This is a genomic window from Sorangium sp. So ce131 (assembly GCF_051519095.1).
Taxonomy (GTDB): Bacteria; Myxococcota_A; Polyangia; order Polyangiales; family Polyangiaceae; genus Sorangium.
On the sequence record NZ_CP150455.1, the window covers coordinates 4250725 to 4266003 of the forward strand.

At 71.9% G+C, this 15279-nt stretch carries 11 protein-coding genes; 8 read left to right on the forward strand and 3 right to left on the reverse strand.

The window, feature by feature from the left end:
• Nucleotides 1–288 precede the first annotated feature (288 nt).
• The 5 genes from WMF43_RS15670 to WMF43_RS15690 all read left to right on the forward strand — a co-directional run bounded on the left by WMF43_RS15670 (nt 289) and on the right by WMF43_RS15690 (nt 7286).
• The gene (locus WMF43_RS15670; RefSeq protein WP_437681135.1) at nt 289–1209 is read left to right on the forward strand and encodes a transposase; all 921 of its coding nucleotides are present in this window, start codon (nt 289–291) and stop codon (nt 1207–1209) included.
• Nucleotides 1210–2177: 968 nt separating this feature from the next.
• On the forward strand, nt 2178–2993 hold the full coding sequence (locus WMF43_RS15675) for a PP2C family protein-serine/threonine phosphatase (RefSeq protein WP_437681137.1): 816 nt from the start codon (nt 2178–2180) through the stop codon (nt 2991–2993).
• A gap of 614 nt (nt 2994–3607) precedes the next feature.
• The gene (locus WMF43_RS15680) at nt 3608–4423 is read left to right on the forward strand and encodes a Cof-type HAD-IIB family hydrolase (RefSeq protein ID WP_437681139.1); all 816 of its coding nucleotides are present in this window, start codon (nt 3608–3610) and stop codon (nt 4421–4423) included.
• A gap of 283 nt (nt 4424–4706) precedes the next feature.
• Nucleotides 4707–6149, forward strand: coding sequence for an HAD family hydrolase (locus WMF43_RS15685; RefSeq protein WP_437681141.1), 1443 nt, complete (start codon nt 4707–4709; stop codon nt 6147–6149).
• A gap of 219 nt (nt 6150–6368) precedes the next feature.
• Nucleotides 6369–7286, forward strand: coding sequence for a sensor histidine kinase (locus tag WMF43_RS15690; RefSeq protein WP_437681143.1), 918 nt, complete (start codon nt 6369–6371; stop codon nt 7284–7286).
• Between the two features lie 95 nt (nt 7287–7381).
• On the opposite strand, the gene hisH is transcribed toward WMF43_RS15690, so the two are convergent.
• Nucleotides 7382–8053, reverse strand: coding sequence for an imidazole glycerol phosphate synthase subunit HisH (gene hisH / locus WMF43_RS15695; RefSeq protein WP_437681145.1), 672 nt, complete (start codon nt 8051–8053; stop codon nt 7382–7384).
• A 2-nt stretch (nt 8054–8055) separates the two neighbouring features.
• On the reverse strand, nt 8056–8643 hold the full coding sequence (gene hisB, locus WMF43_RS15700; RefSeq protein ID WP_437681147.1) for an imidazoleglycerol-phosphate dehydratase HisB: 588 nt from the start codon (nt 8641–8643) through the stop codon (nt 8056–8058).
• 106 nt (nt 8644–8749) lie between these two features.
• Between hisB and WMF43_RS15705 the strand changes: the two genes are divergently transcribed.
• Genes WMF43_RS15705 through WMF43_RS15715 form a run of 3 tightly spaced genes read left to right on the forward strand, consistent with a single transcriptional unit; the run spans nt 8750 to nt 12410 of the window.
• Nucleotides 8750–10438, forward strand: a complete 1689-nt coding sequence (locus tag WMF43_RS15705; protein WP_437681149.1) for a protein kinase domain-containing protein — start codon at nt 8750–8752, stop codon at nt 10436–10438.
• Complete coding sequence (locus tag WMF43_RS15710; RefSeq protein WP_437681151.1) at nt 10435–11499, forward strand: PEGA domain-containing protein; 1065 nt, start codon at nt 10435–10437, stop codon at nt 11497–11499. Before WMF43_RS15705 ends, WMF43_RS15710 begins: the two co-directional genes overlap by 4 nt.
• Nucleotides 11496–12410 carry a hypothetical protein gene (locus tag WMF43_RS15715; protein ID WP_437681153.1) on the forward strand — a complete coding sequence of 305 codons (915 nt, stop codon included), beginning with the start codon at nt 11496–11498 and terminating at the stop codon, nt 12408–12410. Before WMF43_RS15710 ends, WMF43_RS15715 begins: the two co-directional genes overlap by 4 nt.
• 390 nt (nt 12411–12800) lie before the next feature.
• On the opposite strand, the gene WMF43_RS15720 is transcribed toward WMF43_RS15715, so the two are convergent.
• Complete coding sequence (locus WMF43_RS15720) at nt 12801–15203, reverse strand: thrombospondin type 3 repeat-containing protein (RefSeq protein WP_437681155.1); 2403 nt, start codon at nt 15201–15203, stop codon at nt 12801–12803.
• Nucleotides 15204–15279: the final 76 nt, after the last annotated feature.

Sequence of the window (15279 nt, forward strand, 5' to 3'; positions counted from 1 at the left end):
CGACCTGACCGCGGGGGCGACCGTGACCGTGGTGGAGGGGATCGACCTGACCTTGGTTGCGGTAGGCGGCGGTCGGCGGAGGCTGCGTTGGCGGGCATTCTGACCGAGGTTGTGTTGGGCGTGGGCGGGGACAGGGGGCCTGGCCGTGTGTACTGGCGCGAGCAGGCAGTGCGGCTCGGGCTGGCGGACGCGCGGTGAGGGGTGGCGGCCGCCACCTGCGGAACCACATCAACTCATCCAAATCGCGGCGTTTCACGCCTGGCACGGAGCTTGGTTACATCGCAATGCATGAGCCAGCCCCGCTCGATCGTACCAGGCGCTACGTACCTGCTCACCCGCCGCGTCCTGCGCCGCCACCTGCTGCTGCGTCCCGACGCCGCCATCACCCAGCTCGTGCTCTACTCGCTTGCCGTGTCAGCACGTCGTTTTGGCATCCAGGTACACGCGCTGTGCGCCATGTCCACCCACCTTCATCTTGTCATCACCGATATCAAGGGAGAATTGCCGTTATTCCTGCAGCTTTTTCATCGCCTCGTCGCGCTCGGGACGAAGGTGTTGCGGGCGTGGGAAGGTCCGATGTGGGGACCCGAGCCGACCAGTGTTGTGCACCTGATGACGCCCGAGGCCGTGGTGGAAAAAATAGCATACACGCTGGCCAATCCGGTGGCGGCGGGCCTGGTGAGGCGCGGGCGCGATTGGCCAGGCGCGAAGGTGCTCGTCGACGACTTAGGCCGTGGCACCCTGCGCGCCCAGCGTCCAGCCGTGTACTTCAACCCGGCCAATCCGCGGTGGCCCGACGAGGCGACCCTGCCGTTGGCGCTACCGCCGGGCGTCACCCCGGACACCGCCGACAGCTTTCGCCGGGCAGTCGGGGCGGAGCTCGAGCGGCAGGAGGCGCTGGCGTACGCCGAGGTGCAGCAGCGTGGCTATGATGTCCTCGGCGCCGAGCGCGCGCGCAACGTCTCGCCTTATGAGCGCGCTACGAGCCGCGAGCCGCTGCGCGACCGCAACCCGACGTTTGCGGTGGGCCGGGGGCAGCCGGGGGCTTGGGAGCGTGCGGCCACTACGGTGCGTGCTTTTCGTGCTGCCTACCGGGACGCACTCGTCCGCTGGCGTCTCGGCGTGCGCGACGTGGTTTTCCCTGCGGGAACATGGTGCATGCGTGTACTGCACGCCGCCTCGATCGAGACCTGCGTCCTCATCGTGTAAGCGGCTCAAGACAATCGGAGCTACGAGGGGGGCGGTTTGAGCTGACCTCAGCCCCGGGTCTACTGGATCACGGGATCGCGGCTCTGCGCGGTGAGCTGCATCTGAGGGCCACGTTATCGGTGAGTTCGTGGTGAGCGGTGGGAGGTGATCTGACGTTTGCCTTCTCCGCTTCACGTACCCCGGTGGCCTTCCTGCGTTCCGGGTCGCTCCGAGTCAGGCCTCAGGCTAGGTCACGTCCTGGATTGCCCCGAGTGCTGTCCAGATTTTCCTGGCTGCTGGCCTGGTGCCGAGCAACCTGGGCAGGAGCTCGGCCAAATGACGCCCGGACACCGAACGAGTAACAGAAGGATCTACCTCCTTGACCTGACCTGGTCGGGTTGCTCCTCATGGACCGGGCCGGGCTGCTGTTGAGCAACCTGGGTCGGGTCGCCCCTCCTCGACGGGTCACCTCCTTGACGTAGGCTGGCGCCGCACCAGACGACCGAGGGATGACGGAAACCAGCGAACACGACCTACGGGAGGTCTGCGTTGAACCCGAACGTGAGTAAGTTAACAAAAAATCACATCTCTGCCCCGCCTACGCTGGGGAGCCAGGAGGCTCGCGACACACTCTTCGCGGCGAGGGCGAGATCGATATGCGCCCCCGAACTGTTCGGCCATCGGCCCCGGCTTGAACTCGGTGCTCCAACCACGGCGCGCTCGCACCATCTTGCTCGCCCCACCAGATCTGTGCTCCTCCGTCGTCAAGTGCGCGACATCACGCTGCAACAGGGGACGCTTCACGCAAAGCCCGCGGCTGCCGCTCAGTGCCAGCGCCTCTCGCCGTAGTTGGCACGCTTGCTGCTCGTTCTCGTTAGGGATGGACGGTTCACAGGTGAATGAGGAACAGGAGAGATCACATGACAGCGACGACAGTTGGAGCTGAGAGCATCACCGTGAGGGCCTGTGGTGTCACCGACGTTGGGCGGGTGCGGAAGAACAACGAGGACACGCTCCTCATCGCGCACCTCTCGTCGGTCGCAAAGACCGCACCGCCTGCCCATACGGTCACCTTCGAGGCCGCCTATCCCGTCCTGCTCGCCGTCTCCGATGGCATGGGCGGCGCGGCGGCCGGCGAGATCGCGAGCGCCCTCGTGGTCGAGTCGCTCCGTCGGGCGATGGCTACGGCGCGCGGCAACTGGGACGATGCAACCCGGGTGGCCGTGGAGCGCGCGAACCGCGAGGTGTGGCAAGCCTCGCATCAACCTGGTCGCCATGGCATGGGGGCGACGCTCACGGCGGTCTGCGTGCACGGCCCCGAGGCGCACATCGCCGAGGTGGGCGACTCGCGTGCCTATCTGATCCGGAGCGGCCGCATCCGCCAGATCACCCACGACCAGAGCTTCGTGCAGGTCCTCCTCGACGCCGGCATGATCCAGCCTGAGGACGCGGAGCAGCACCCCATGAGGAGCATGCTCCTGCAGGCGATGGGCCTGGACCCCGACGTAAAGGCCAGCGTCGCGCGGCTCGAGCTGCGCCGCAATGATCGCCTCCTGCTTTGCTCGGACGGACTCTCGAACAAGCTCTCGGCCGAGGACATGCTCGCCGTGATCGAGCAAGGTCCCTCGCTAGAAGCGGCGTGCGAGCGGCTCGTCGCGCTCGCCAACCAACGCGGTGGGGAGGACAACATCACCGCCATTGTTGCCGAGCTCTACGGCGATGGCCTCATGCTGCCGATGAGGGGCGAGAAGGTGACGCAGACGCTCCACACCGTCGCGGAGTTCGAGCCGCCTAAGAAGCTGTGAGGGCAGCGCTCCACGCACGACCGTCACACCGCGCGCGTCACGCGCACCACCTTAATCAGAAAATTTCAGCAACTCGGATAGCTGGCGCCTAGGCAGGGGAGTGACCGTTGCGGGCGGAATACTGGTCAGGGCGGTGCCTCGCCCGGGTTAGCAACTACGGTGCCTCGGGGGGGGAACGCAATCGCGGTGCCTCGGGTGGAACGCAACCACGGTGCGGGTGACTACGGGTCCGCAACCACGGTGCCTCGATGGGGAGCGCAACCACGGTGCGGGTGGCTGGTCGCTGGCGGAGTGGGAACGCAACCACGGTGCGGGTGGCTCGGGTGGCTGGCAGGGTGGGAACGCAACCACGGTGCGGGTGGCTCGGGTGGCTGGCGGGGTGGGAACGCAACCACGGTGGGCTGGTGGCTGGGTGAGCACGCAACACGGGGTGCGCGCGGCTGGTGGGCACACAATTCCAGGATACAGCCGTTCCGGACAGATCTACAGCCCTTGACCCCCACCAGCCTCGCGCCCCCCCTCCATCCAAAAGCCCGGCCCACCCGGACCCTCACTGATGTCGCGCGCCCCCGCTCACGTGTGCTACGGGCGGACGGTATCCCAGGAGAGCCCACATGACGTCAGGTCCCTTCCGCGGTGTTGCCTTCGACTTGGACGGGACCCTGCTGCGATCCGACCACTCGATCTCCGCGGAGATGCGGTCCTTGTGCTCCACGCTGGCCGCCCAGGGCGTCCTGCTGACGTTGATCAGCTCGCGGCCACCCCGCTCCGTGGAGCAGCTCGCCCATGCCCTGGGCATCGGCGGCCCCTGGGCGGCTCTGAACGGCGCCCTCATTTTCGGCGCCGGCGGTGTGATACTCGACCGCTCACCGCTGCCGGAGCGCACCGTCCAGCACATCCTGGCGCGCCATGGACGCGGCGACAGCATCAGCGTGAACCTCTATTCCGGGTTCGACTGGATCGTTCATGCCATGGACCGGCGCGTCGCGGCCGAGGCCGAGATCGTGGGCTTCCTGCCCTCGATCGACCCCGGATTCGCAAGCCGCCCCGTCACCGAAAAGATCCTGCTCATCACCGACGCGGAGCGCTGCGCCGCCGCGCAGCTCGCCCAAGAGCTCGCGGCGTTCGACGAGGGCATCGCGGTCGCGCGCTCCAAGGAGAACTACATCGAGATCACCCGCCGCGCTATCGACAAAGGTCGCGCGCTCTCATTCATCGCCGCCTCCCGCGGGCTGTCGGCCCGCGACATGGTGGCGGCCGGCGACGGCGAGAACGACATCCCCATGTTGAAAGCCTCCGGCTTCCCCATCGCGATGGGACACAGCCCGCAGTCGCTCAAAGAGGTGGCCGAGCTCATCGTCGGCAGCAACGACGACGACTCGCTCACAAAAGCTGTCGGTCGTGCCTTCGGCGTGACCTCGCCTCGCTGACGTCCGTCAAGCGAAGGCGGAGCCTCTGTCCGTCCGGCCGTCTGTACTCGGCGTCGCCTCGCGAGCGCGCCCCTCCATCAGGCGCGGACATGCCTGGGCTCACTGCCAGTCCAATGAAGGCGATGTCGGCGCATCATCGGCCGAGATCGGCGCGTACACCGTAGGCGATCATTCGATGTAACCGTCCTCCCTGCTCCCGCGTGCTCGTCGGATCGCAGCGCGTCATCCCGCTCCTGACGCCGCTTCTGGTATTGAAGAAACTCACGGTTCAGGAGGTACGTTCATGGTTCGACGACGACGAGCGCTCAATACCCCCATTGCCGCGTTGCTCGCGCTTCCGCTCTCGTCGCTGCTGCTGCATTGCGGCGACGACGAGTCCACGACGCCGGTGGAGACCACGGCCGGCTCCGCCTCGACGACCGCCGCCACCACGGGCGCCGGCGGCGAGGCGGGGGCGACGGCCAGCGGCGGCGGCGGCGGCGGCGGCGGCGGCGGCGGCGGCGGCGGCGGCGGCGCGTTGCCCGACCTGGATCCGACGCTCGAGTGGTACGGCGACAACCGGCAGCGGCTCGACGCCCTGATCGACGAGCTCGGCGCGCTGAACCCCGCCTACGACCCCGACAAGAAGCCGGTCAGCGTGTTCGACTGGGACAACACCGTCATCAAGAACGACGTCGGCGACGCGACGCTGTTCTGGATGCTGCTCCACGACAAGGTCCTCCAGCCGCCCGACGGGAACTGGGCGCTGACGAGCCCCTACCTCACCGACGCCGCGGTCGCCGCGCTGGGCGACGCGTGCGGCCCCGCGGCCGATCCGGGCGAACCGCTGCCCACGAGCACGTCGGCCGCCTGCGCGGACGAGATCCTGAGCGTCTATGTCGACCACGAGACGACGGGCGGCGACGCCGCCTTCTCCGGCTACAACCACCGCACCATCGAGCCCGTGTACGCCTGGTTCGCGCAGCTCGGGGCGGGCTACGCGCCGGACGAGATCGCCGCCTTCGCCGCCGCCGCGATCCAGGAGAACCTCGCGGCCGAGGAGGGCGCCGTCCAGACCGTCGGCACGCGCGAGCGGCTGACCGCCTGGCTCAGGATCTACGAGCCGATCCGGGACCTCATCGACACGATGCAGAAGAACGGCTTCGACGTCTGGGTCGTCTCCGCCTCCCCGCAATCGGTGGTCGAGCCGTTCGCGGCCATGGTGAACATCGCCGCGGACCACGTGATCGGCATCCGGCAGGTGGCCACCGATAACGGCACGCTGACGTACGATCTCCAGGGCTGCGGCCCGATCCCCGACGGCACCAACGACGGCGCCGGCAGCTTCACGGGGAACAGCATGATCACCTACATCGAGGGCAAGCGGTGCTGGATCAACAAGGTCATCTTCGGCGACGCGGGCCCGACCGCGTTCCAGAGGAACCCGGACCTGTCGAAGCGGCCCGCCTTCGGAGCCGGCGACTCGGACACCGACCTGAGCTTCCTCCAGGACTCGACCGGGCTCAGGCTCGCGATCAACCGCAACAAGAAAGAGCTGATGTGCAACGCGTACAGGAACTACGCCGGCACCTGGCTGATCAACCCGATGTTCATCAGCCCGCGGGGCCGCCTCGACGCCGGTTACGCGTGCTCGACCAGCGCCTGCGTGGACGCGGCCGGCGAGCCCGTCCCGTGCCTCGACGAGGCCGGCGAGGTCATCCCGGATCAGGCTGACAACGTCTACTGATCTTCACCCCCGCTCTCCGCGCTGACCACGCTGGTCCGGGCGGCTCCCGTCGCGGAGAGTTTGCGCATCGGGGCAGCGCGATGCGGCGCCTCGACGCGCGCCCGCTCGGCAGGCGCATCCGTCTGCGCGACGCCGCGTACCACGTGACGGACCCGCGCCCCGCGGCACGCGTCATGCTTTTTGCAAGTGCACATCCCCATCCTGCCAACGGGCTCTGCCATGACTGCACTCTGCAACGACCCCGGCGATGGCGCCCCCGCCGCCCTCCTCCGGGACGACACCACCCGGCTGCACGAGGAGTTCCTCCTGCTCGCCGCCCACGAGATCAGGACGCCGCTCACCTCGCTGCTCCTCCAGCTCCAGCTGACGAAGCGGATGAGCGAGCGCGAGCCGGAGAACACCCCGGCGTGGGCCGCGACGATGCTGGCCGTCTTCGATCGTCAGCTCGGTCGGCTGGCGAGGTTGTGTGACGACATGCTCCAGGTGTGGCGCGTCACACCGGGCTCGTCCGTCCACCGCGCGCCCGCCTGCGAGCCGGTCGACCTCGCGGCGCTCGTCCGGGAGGCGGTCGCGGCCGCGGTCGCGCAGCGGCCGGCCGCACGCGGCGCGATCGCGATCGCGATCGCGGCCGACGGGGCGGTGGTCGGCCGGTGGGATCGGGCCCAGCTCGAGCGTATGGCGTTCCACCTGGTCAAGAACGCGATCACCTTCGGCGAGGACAAGCCGATCACCATCGAGGTGCGGGCGACGCGCGCGCACGCCCGGCTCATCGTGCGCGACCACGGCATAGGGATCGCGCGGGAGGACCAGCAGCGGATCTTCGCGCGGTTCGAGCGGGCGGTCCCGGTCGATCGCTTCGGCGGCCTGGGGCTCGGCCTGTACATCGCGCACGCGGCGGCGCGCGCGCACGGCGGCGCGATCCGCGTCGAGAGCGAGATCGGCCGGGGCGCCGCGTTCATCGTCGACCTCCCCCTCGCGCCGCGGTCGCCCGAGCACGTCCACCGCGGGCGCGCTCCCGGCGCGGCCCGCGCGCTCCCGTCGCGGCGCGCCCTCGCCCGGCGCGCGCCCGAGCTGCCGCGCGCCGAGCACCTCCGGCTCGCCCACCTCCGGCTCGCCCACCGTCGCCCGCCCCCGTGACACGCCCGCCCGATGGCGCGCCCGCCCGGTGATGCGCCCGCGCCCGGCCGCCGGCCGTGCTCGTCGCGGCTCGCCCGGCCGCCGCCCGCGCCCGGTCAGCCCTCGAGGAACCGGACCAGCAGGCGAAGCCCGATGTCCTGGCTCTTCTCGGGGTGGAACTGCGTCGCGGTCACGTTGTCCCGCTCGATCGCCGCGGTGATCCGGTGCGGGCCGTGCTCCGTCGTCGCGGCGACCAGCGCCGGATCGCTCGGGACGGCGTGGTAGCTGTGGACGAAGTAGACGAACGGGCTCTCCCCCGAGAGCACCCCGAGCGGGCCCGCGGTCTCCCGCGTGAGCGCGACGCGGTTCCACCCCATGTGGGGGATCTTGATCCCGGCCGCGGCCCCGGCGGCCCCCGGCGCCGCCTCGGCCGGCGCCGGGGTGAGGCGCTTCACGATCCCGGGGAACACCCCGAGCCCGCGCGCGCCCTCCGCCTCCTCGCTCGCGTCGAAGAGCGCCTGCATGCCGAGGCAGATCCCGAGGTACGGCGTGCCCTTCTGGATCTGCGCGCGCAGCGCCTCACCGATGCCGGCCGCGAGCGCGGCCGCGCAGTTGCGGAAGGCGCCCTGGCCGGGCACCACGACCTTGTCGGCCCGCGCGATGGCGTCCGGATCGCCGGTGCGCGTCACCGCGCACGGCGCGCCGGCGTCCCCGGCGGCCTGGAGCAGCGCCCGCTCCACCGAGCGCAGGTTGCCCATGCCGAAGTCGACGAGCGCGATCGATTGCATGATCAGAGGCTCCCCTTCGTGGACGGGATGCCGGCGACGCGCGGCTCGATCCGGGTCGCCTTCATCAGCGCTTTCGCGAACGATTTGAAGCAGATCTCGACGATGTGGTGCAGGTTGTCCCCCTCGATCAGGCGGACGTGGAGGTTCGCGCCCGCCCCGCGCGCGAAGCCCTCGAAGAACACGGGGGCGAGCTCGACGTCCCAGGTGCCGAGCTTCGCCTTCGGCAGGGGCACGCGCCAGACGAAGTACGGCCGCCCGGAGAGATCCAGCGCGCACTGCGCGAGCGCCTCGTCCATGGGGAGCGTCGCCTCGCCGTAGCGCGCGATGCCCGCCTTGTCGCCGAGCGCCTGCTGCACGGCCGCGCCCAGGGTGATGCCGCAGTCCTCGGTCGTGTGGTGGCCGTCGATCTCGACGTCCCCCTCGGCGTGGATCGTGAGATCGAACAGCCCGTGGCGGGCGATCTGATCGAGCATGTGCGTGAGGAAGGGCAGCGGCGTCTTGATCGACGAGCGGCCCTGGCCGTCGAGATCGATCTCGATGCGGATGTCGGTCTCGCGCGTCTTGCGCTCGACCTTGGCGGTGCGGGGCATGGCGCGTAGCGTAGTCGCCCCGGGCGGCCGTGGGGAGGCCTTGGAGGCCGGCGCGGGATCGCCTAAGGTGGCGCAGATGGGCGGCGTGCCCGCCGCAGGAGCTTGCGTGAGCGCACCGGTTGCCGAAGGTCAGGTTCTCTCGGGGAAATACCGGGTCGAGCGCATCCTCGGGCAAGGCGGCATGGGGGTGGTCCTCGCCGCGATGCACGAGCAGCTCCATCAGCGGGTCGCCATCAAGCTGCTCCACCCCGGCGCGTCGGCCGAGATGGTCGAGCGCTTCGAGCGCGAGGCGCGCGCGGCCGTGCGGCTGAAGAGCGAGCACGTCGCGCGCGTGCTCGACGTCGGGACGCTCGACACGGGCGCGCCGTTCATGGTGATGGAGTACCTCGAGGGGAGCGATCTCCAGCAGACGCTGCGGGAGCGGGGCCCGCTCGAGGTCGACGAGGCGGTGGCTTACGTGCTCGAGGCGTGCGAGGCGATCGCCGAGGCGCACGCGGCCGGCATCATCCACCGCGACCTCAAGCCGGCGAACCTCTTCCTGACGCGCGGGGCCGACGGCAGCGACATGGTGAAGGTGCTCGATTTCGGCATCTCCAAGGCCCTCGCGGAGCCGTCCGCGGCCGGGGGTGAGCCGGCGCTCGGCCTGACGAGGACGGCGATGGTGCTCGGATCGCCGCTCTACATGTCGCCCGAGCAGATGCGCTCGGCGCGCACGGTCGACGCGCGCGCGGACATCTGGTCGCTCGGCGCCATCCTTTACCAGCTGCTCACGTGCCGCGTGCCCTTCGACGCGACGTCGCTCTCCGAGCTCATCCTGATGATCAACAGCGACCCGCCGCCGCCCCCGAGCGCGCACCGGCCCGACCTGCCGCCCGGCCTCGAGGCGGCGATCCTGCGCTGCCTCGAGAAGGACACGGCGAAGCGCTTCCGGTCGGTCGCGGAGCTCGCGAGCGCGATCGTCGACTTCGGCCCTCCGCTCGCGGTGGCCTCGCTCGAGCGCATCGAGCGGACGCTGGGGCTCGTGCCCGCGGTCCCCTGGCGCGACCGGGCGAGCTCGCTGCGCGACCGGAGGAGCCAGCATCCCGGGGCGGCCGCGCCGGACCGGGCGAGCGGCGTCCCCGCGGCGACGGCAGAGGCGCGCAAGAGCAGCGTCGCGCCGCCGGGGGTCGCCGCGCCGCCGGCGGTCGCCGCCGCGACGGCGGGCGCCGCGGGCGGCCACATCGCGGGCGCCGCGGGCACGGCGCCGGGCTGGACGGCCGCAGGGGCGGCTGGCCCGGCGGCCGGCGGCGGCAGGCGGCGCGGCTTGGTGCTCGCGCTCGCCGGGGTGGGCGTCGCGGCGGTGCTCGGCGGGGTGCTGCGCCTCGTCACGTTCTCCGGCCACCCGGAGGACCCGGCGTCCCAGCAGCAGGGCACGGCCTCCTCGGCCGAGCCGTCCGTGCCCGCGGCGGCGCCGCCGGTGGTCCAGGCCGAGCGCGCGGCGACCCCGGCCGCGCCGGAGCCTGCTGCACCGGCGTTCGCGGCCGCGCCGGCGTCCGCGGCCACGCCGGCCGCCTCGGTCGCGCCGGCCGCCTCGGTCGCGCCGGCGTCCGCGGCCTCGGTCGCGCCGGCTCCAGCGGCCTCGGCAGCGCCGGTGACGTCGGCAGCAACGCCTACGGCCGCAGGGCAACGGCCGAGGCCCCCAGGGGCGACGTCCACCCGACCGAGCTCGGCGGCCTCGTCTGCGCCGGCCGTGTCGACCCCGGCCGCGCCGTCGATCCGCAACCCGCTCGACATCATCGATGGGAAAGTAGAATGAGCTTGTCGCGAAGCCGCAGGTGCGTCCCCCTCTGCGCCGCGCTCGCGCTCGGCGGCGCCGCGCTCACCGGGCCCACGCCCGCTGCGGCGCAGCCTGCGCCTGCACCTGCGCCGAGCGTGGCCCCGCCCGGCGCGAGCGCGACGGCCGCCGCGCGGCCGCTCTCCGAGACGCTGACGGGCGAGGCCAGGGCGGAGTACGAGGCCGCGCGGATCCTCTTCGCCGAGGGCGATTACCTCAACGCGATCATCAAGTTCGAGCGCGCCTACGAGCTCTCCGGCGACGCGCGGCTGCTCTGGAACATCGCCCTCTGCCAGAAGAACCTGAAGCGCTATGCGCGCCTGCTCGCGACGATCGAGAAGCTCCTCCGGGACGCGGGCCCGCAGCTCGCGGAGCAGGACCGCAAGGACGCGGCCACCCTCATCGAGGCCACGAAGGCCTACGTGAGCCGCCTCGATCTCCAGGCGAGCGAGGCGGGCGCCACGGTCCTCGTCGACGGCGAGGAGGTCGGCCAGACGCCGCTGCGCGAGCCCGTGCTGCTCGACATCGGCATCCGCAAGATCCGGGTGACCAAGAAGGGCTTCAAGGACGTCGAGGTGACCCAGCAGGTGCCCGGCGGCAGCGTCGTCACCATCACGGCCAAGCTGGAGCCGGAGGTCCATACGGGGCGGCTCATCGTCAAGGCGGGGCCGAACGACGTCATCTCGATCGACGGCCGCGTGCTCGGCCGCGGCGCCTACGACGGCCCGGTGCCGAGCGGCGGCCACGCGCTCCGCGTGACCGCGCCCGGCATGGTGTCGCACCAGTCCGAGGTCATGATCCTGGACAACCAGACGCGCACCGTGACGGTCTCGCTCGCGCCGAAGCCGAAGGAGGGGAACATCGAGCGCTGGATCTGGATCGGCGGCGGCGTGGCGGTGCTCGCCGGCGCGCTCCTGGTCGGCTTCGGGGTCTTCCAGGCGGATGAGCCGGTCCAGGGCAACACGTCCCCCGGCTCGGTCCCCCTGTCCGCGCCCGCGCGCGGCGGCGCGCCCTTCGTGATCCATTTCGGAGGCGGCCGATGACCCGCGCCCGCCGGGCCGCGCTGGTTGCGGCCGCCGCGCTCGCCGCGCTCGGGGTCGGCGGCTGCTCTCCGCCCGACGAGATCGTCGTCGCCGTCCCGACGGATCTCTCGTTGCCCGACGACCTCGACACCGTGCAGATCCAGGTGTTCGAGGGCGGCAGGCCCAGGTTCTCCGCGGCCTACGAGCGGCTCGGCGAGGACGACGCCGGGACGCTGCTGCCGGCGACCATCGGTTTCTACTCCGCGACGGGCGGGGGCGACTCCATCCGGATCAAGGTGACCGGCCGGACCGGCGGCGAGCTCGGCCCGGTGCGCATCCTGCGCGAGGCGGCGACGCGTATCCCGAAGAACCGCATCGTGCTCCTGACGATGCCGCTCAACTTCCTCTGCGACGGCTCGGGGCGCGACGACGGGCAAGGCAGCGTCGAGGACGAGCGCTGCGGGGAGGGGCAGACCTGCGTCGCGGGCGCGTGCGCCTCGAGCGAGGTCGACTCGAGCGCGCTGCCCGACTACTCGGTCAGGGACGTCTATGGCGGCGGTACCGGCGACGGCGACGGCGACTGCTTCGACGTGCCGGCCTGCTTCCAGGACGCGGCGCCGGCGGAGGTCGACGCGGCGGCGTGCGCCATCGCCGTCGATGACGGGGCCGCGCTCAACGTGGCGCTGGAGCTCCCGAGCGAGGACGGCATCTGCGGGAACGGCCGCTGCCTCGTGGCGCTCGACGCGGACAGCGACGACGGCTTCCGGGTGGACGGCGGGCGGATCCAGCTGCCGCCGGCGGTGTGCGAGCAGATGGCGGGCGGCAAGATCGGGGGCGTGGTGACCGCGCCCGTGACGGCGGCGTGCGCCCGGAAGACGGCGGGGCTGCCGACGTGCGGGCCGTGGTCGGCGTCGGGGTCGAAGGACCCGTGACCCGCGGCCCAGCGGCCGACCCGTCGAGGAGCCGCCCTGGCGACGTGATGCCCTGCGGCGCCTCGGCGGCTGCTCCCTGGGACACCTGGGACACCGATCACGTTGATCAAACGAGAATTTGAATCGCCAAGGCGCCAAGAGCGCCAAGAGCGCCAAGAGCGCCAAGAGCGCCAAGAGCGCCAAGAGCGCCAAGAGAAAAACATGTCTTGGCGCCTTGACGGTTTGAAATTCTGCTCGTTTCAAGCGGGTTCAACCCGTTTGCCCCTTTAGAGGCTCGCCCTCGTTCCGAGGACTCGAGCGACCGCGCCGAGGACTCGAGCGACCGCGCGCGGCGCGCAATGGCCCCCGCGCTCGGCGCGCGATGGGCCCTCGGTCGTCGCGTGCCGCGCCTCAGCGCCGCCGCCGGCGCCGGCCGGCGAGGATCGCCGCGGCGAACGCCCACGCCGCCGCCGAGGCCCCGGCCGCGCCCGCGCCGGCGCCGCCGGCCGCGAGCCCGCAGCCGTTGCCGTGCGCCCGCGGCCTGCCGCCTCCGCCCTCGGGCGCGCCGCCGTCGCCGCCGGCGCTGTCGCCGCCGGCGCCGCCTCCACCACCCGCGCCGCCCGCGCCGCCCTCCGCGCCGCCGCCGGCGCTGTCGCCGCCCGCGCCGCCTCCACCACCCGCGCCGCCCGCGCCCCCGCCGGCGCCGGTCGCGTCGTCGGGCACGCAGCCGCCGGCGATGCAGGTGCCGCCGGGGCAGCGGGCGCCCTCGTTCGAGAACAGGGCGCACTCGCCGAGCCTCGGGTGGCAGCGCGCCGCGGTGCACACGTTCCCGGAGGGCGCGCACTCGAGCGGATCGCTGCCCTGGCAGACGCCGCCCTCGCACGTGTCGGTCAGGGTGCAGGGGTCGCCGTCGTCGCACGCCGTGCCGTCGGGCTTCCGCGGCGCGTCGCAGGCGCACGCGTCGCCCGTGCCGTCGCCGTTCGTGTCCTCCTGCCCGCGGTTCGCCAGAAGTGGGCAGTTGTCGTCGGCGTCGATCACGCCGTCGTTGTCGTCGTCGTCATCGCACCGGTCGCCCGCCTCGTCGCCGTCGGTGTCGCGCTGGCTCGGGTTGGCGGAGGTGGGGCAGTTGTCGGCGCCGTCCGGCGCCCCGTCCCCGTCGTCGTCGCCGTCACACACGTCGCCCTCGCCGTCCCCGTCCGCGTCGAGCTGGTCGGGGTTGTAGGTGGAGGGGCAGTTGTCGGCGTCGTTCGGCGCGCCGTCCTCGTCCTCGTCCTCGGCGTTGATGTCGCACGCGTCCCCGGCGCCGTCGCCGTCCGCGTCTCTCTGATCCACGTTGGGGACGAAGCGGCAGTTGTCGGCCTCATCCGCGACGCCGTCGTTGTCGTCGTCGCCGTCGCACGCGTCCCCGAGCTCGTCCGGCGGCGACTCCGCGGGGTTGTTCTCCTGCCCGGCGTTGGGTGCCGACGGGCAGTTGTCGCGGTCGTCCGCCACGCCGTCGCCGTCGTCGTCGGGATCGCAGGCGTCGCCCGCGCCGTCGCCGTCGAGATCGACCTGGTCGGGGTTGCTCGCCAGCGGGCAATTGTCCGCCTCGTTCGGATCCCCGTCGTCGTCGGCGTCGGGATCGCAGGCGTTTCCGTAGCGGTCGCCGTCGGCGTCCAGCTGGTCGGGGTTGCTCACCAGCGGACAGTTGTCGTCCACGTCAGACACGCCGTCGCCGTCGTCGTCCGCGTCGCAGTCATCGCCCCGGCCGTCGCCGTCCATGTCGGACTGATCGGCATTCGGCACGTCCGGGCAGTTGTCGCAGGCGTCGCCGTCGCCGTCGCCGTCCACGTCCGCTTGATCGCGGTTCGACGCGAGCGGGCAGTTGTCGCCCGCGTCGAGCACGCCGTCGTCCTCGTCGTCGACGTCGCAGGCGTCGCCGGCGCCGCTGCCGTCGGTGTCGGTCTGCTCGGGGTTCGGCACGGACGGGCAGTTGTCGTCGAGGTCGCGATGCCCGTCGCCGTCGCCGTCGCCGCCGCCGTCCGGCAAGCTCCAGTTGATGACGCTGGCGCGCTCCGCCGCCGTCATCCCGTACAGCGTCCCGGCCGGGAGCGCGTCGATGGCGACGGCGCTCTCGTGGGCGGCGGCCCGGCTGGTGCGCTGTCCGCCGAAGTGCAGGAGGACCCGGGTCGCGCCCGGCGGCACCGGCACGACGAACGTCACGGCGGGCCCCTGTGTGCCTGTGCACTCGAAGACGGTCATCCCGACGCGCTCGGGCGTCGTCGCCGCGGACGGCCCGAAGAAGTTGAAGTGGAGGCTAGGATCCCCCGCGCCGTCGGCGTCGTCCGTGGCGAGCCACCGGTCCGCCGTCGTGAACTCGACATCCCCGGTGTGGGATTGCGTGATGGTGGTGCCGGCGTCCGACCCGAGGTTGGTCGCGATCTGCACGGCCGCCGTGATCGACGCGTCGGTGGGGTTGTGGAGGATCTCCAGGAAGCGGGCCCACCCCTCGGTCGTGGGCACGTACACCTTCCGCGTGACCGCCAGGTTGCCGAAGGTCGCCGGCCCGTGGACGAGCTGCCGCCCCTCCATCTCCACGCTCCGGGCGGCGGCGCGGAAGAAGGCGCCGTCCACCTGCAGCGTCATGCCGATGTCGAACGCATCGCCGTTCCCGTCGACGATCGTCCCCTCGGTCGCGACGTCCCAGCGGAAGCCGAGGCCGTCCGAGAGCAGCGCCAGGGGCTCGGAGCCGGTGCACTGCGCCGCCGCCTCCTGCGGCGCGGCCGCGATCCCCAGCGCGGCGCCGAGCGCCGTGGCCATGATCCTTCGCCTCATGATCTCCCTCGCTCCTCGGGTCTCTGTCCCATGGCCCGACCGCCCTCGTCCCCGCCGCGGCGCTCGGCCGCCGCTC

Coding starts and splice junctions, on each gene's coding strand:
- WMF43_RS15670 (WP_437681135.1), top strand. CDS start 289: ATGAGCCAGCCCCGCTCGATCGTACCAGGCGCTACGTACCTGCTCACC.
- WMF43_RS15680 (WP_437681139.1), top strand. CDS start 3,608: ATGACGTCAGGTCCCTTCCGCGGTGTTGCCTTCGACTTGGACGGGACC.
- WMF43_RS15685 (WP_437681141.1), top strand. CDS start 4,707: ATGGTTCGACGACGACGAGCGCTCAATACCCCCATTGCCGCGTTGCTC.
- WMF43_RS15690 (WP_437681143.1), top strand. CDS start 6,369: ATGACTGCACTCTGCAACGACCCCGGCGATGGCGCCCCCGCCGCCCTC.
- hisH (WP_437681145.1), bottom strand. CDS start 8,053: ATGCAATCGATCGCGCTCGTCGACTTCGGCATGGGCAACCTGCGCTCG.
- hisB (WP_437681147.1), bottom strand. CDS start 8,643: ATGCCCCGCACCGCCAAGGTCGAGCGCAAGACGCGCGAGACCGACATC.
- WMF43_RS15710 (WP_437681151.1), top strand. CDS start 10,435: ATGAGCTTGTCGCGAAGCCGCAGGTGCGTCCCCCTCTGCGCCGCGCTC.
- WMF43_RS15715 (WP_437681153.1), top strand. CDS start 11,496: ATGACCCGCGCCCGCCGGGCCGCGCTGGTTGCGGCCGCCGCGCTCGCC.
- WMF43_RS15720 (WP_437681155.1), bottom strand. CDS start 15,203: ATGAGGCGAAGGATCATGGCCACGGCGCTCGGCGCCGCGCTGGGGATC.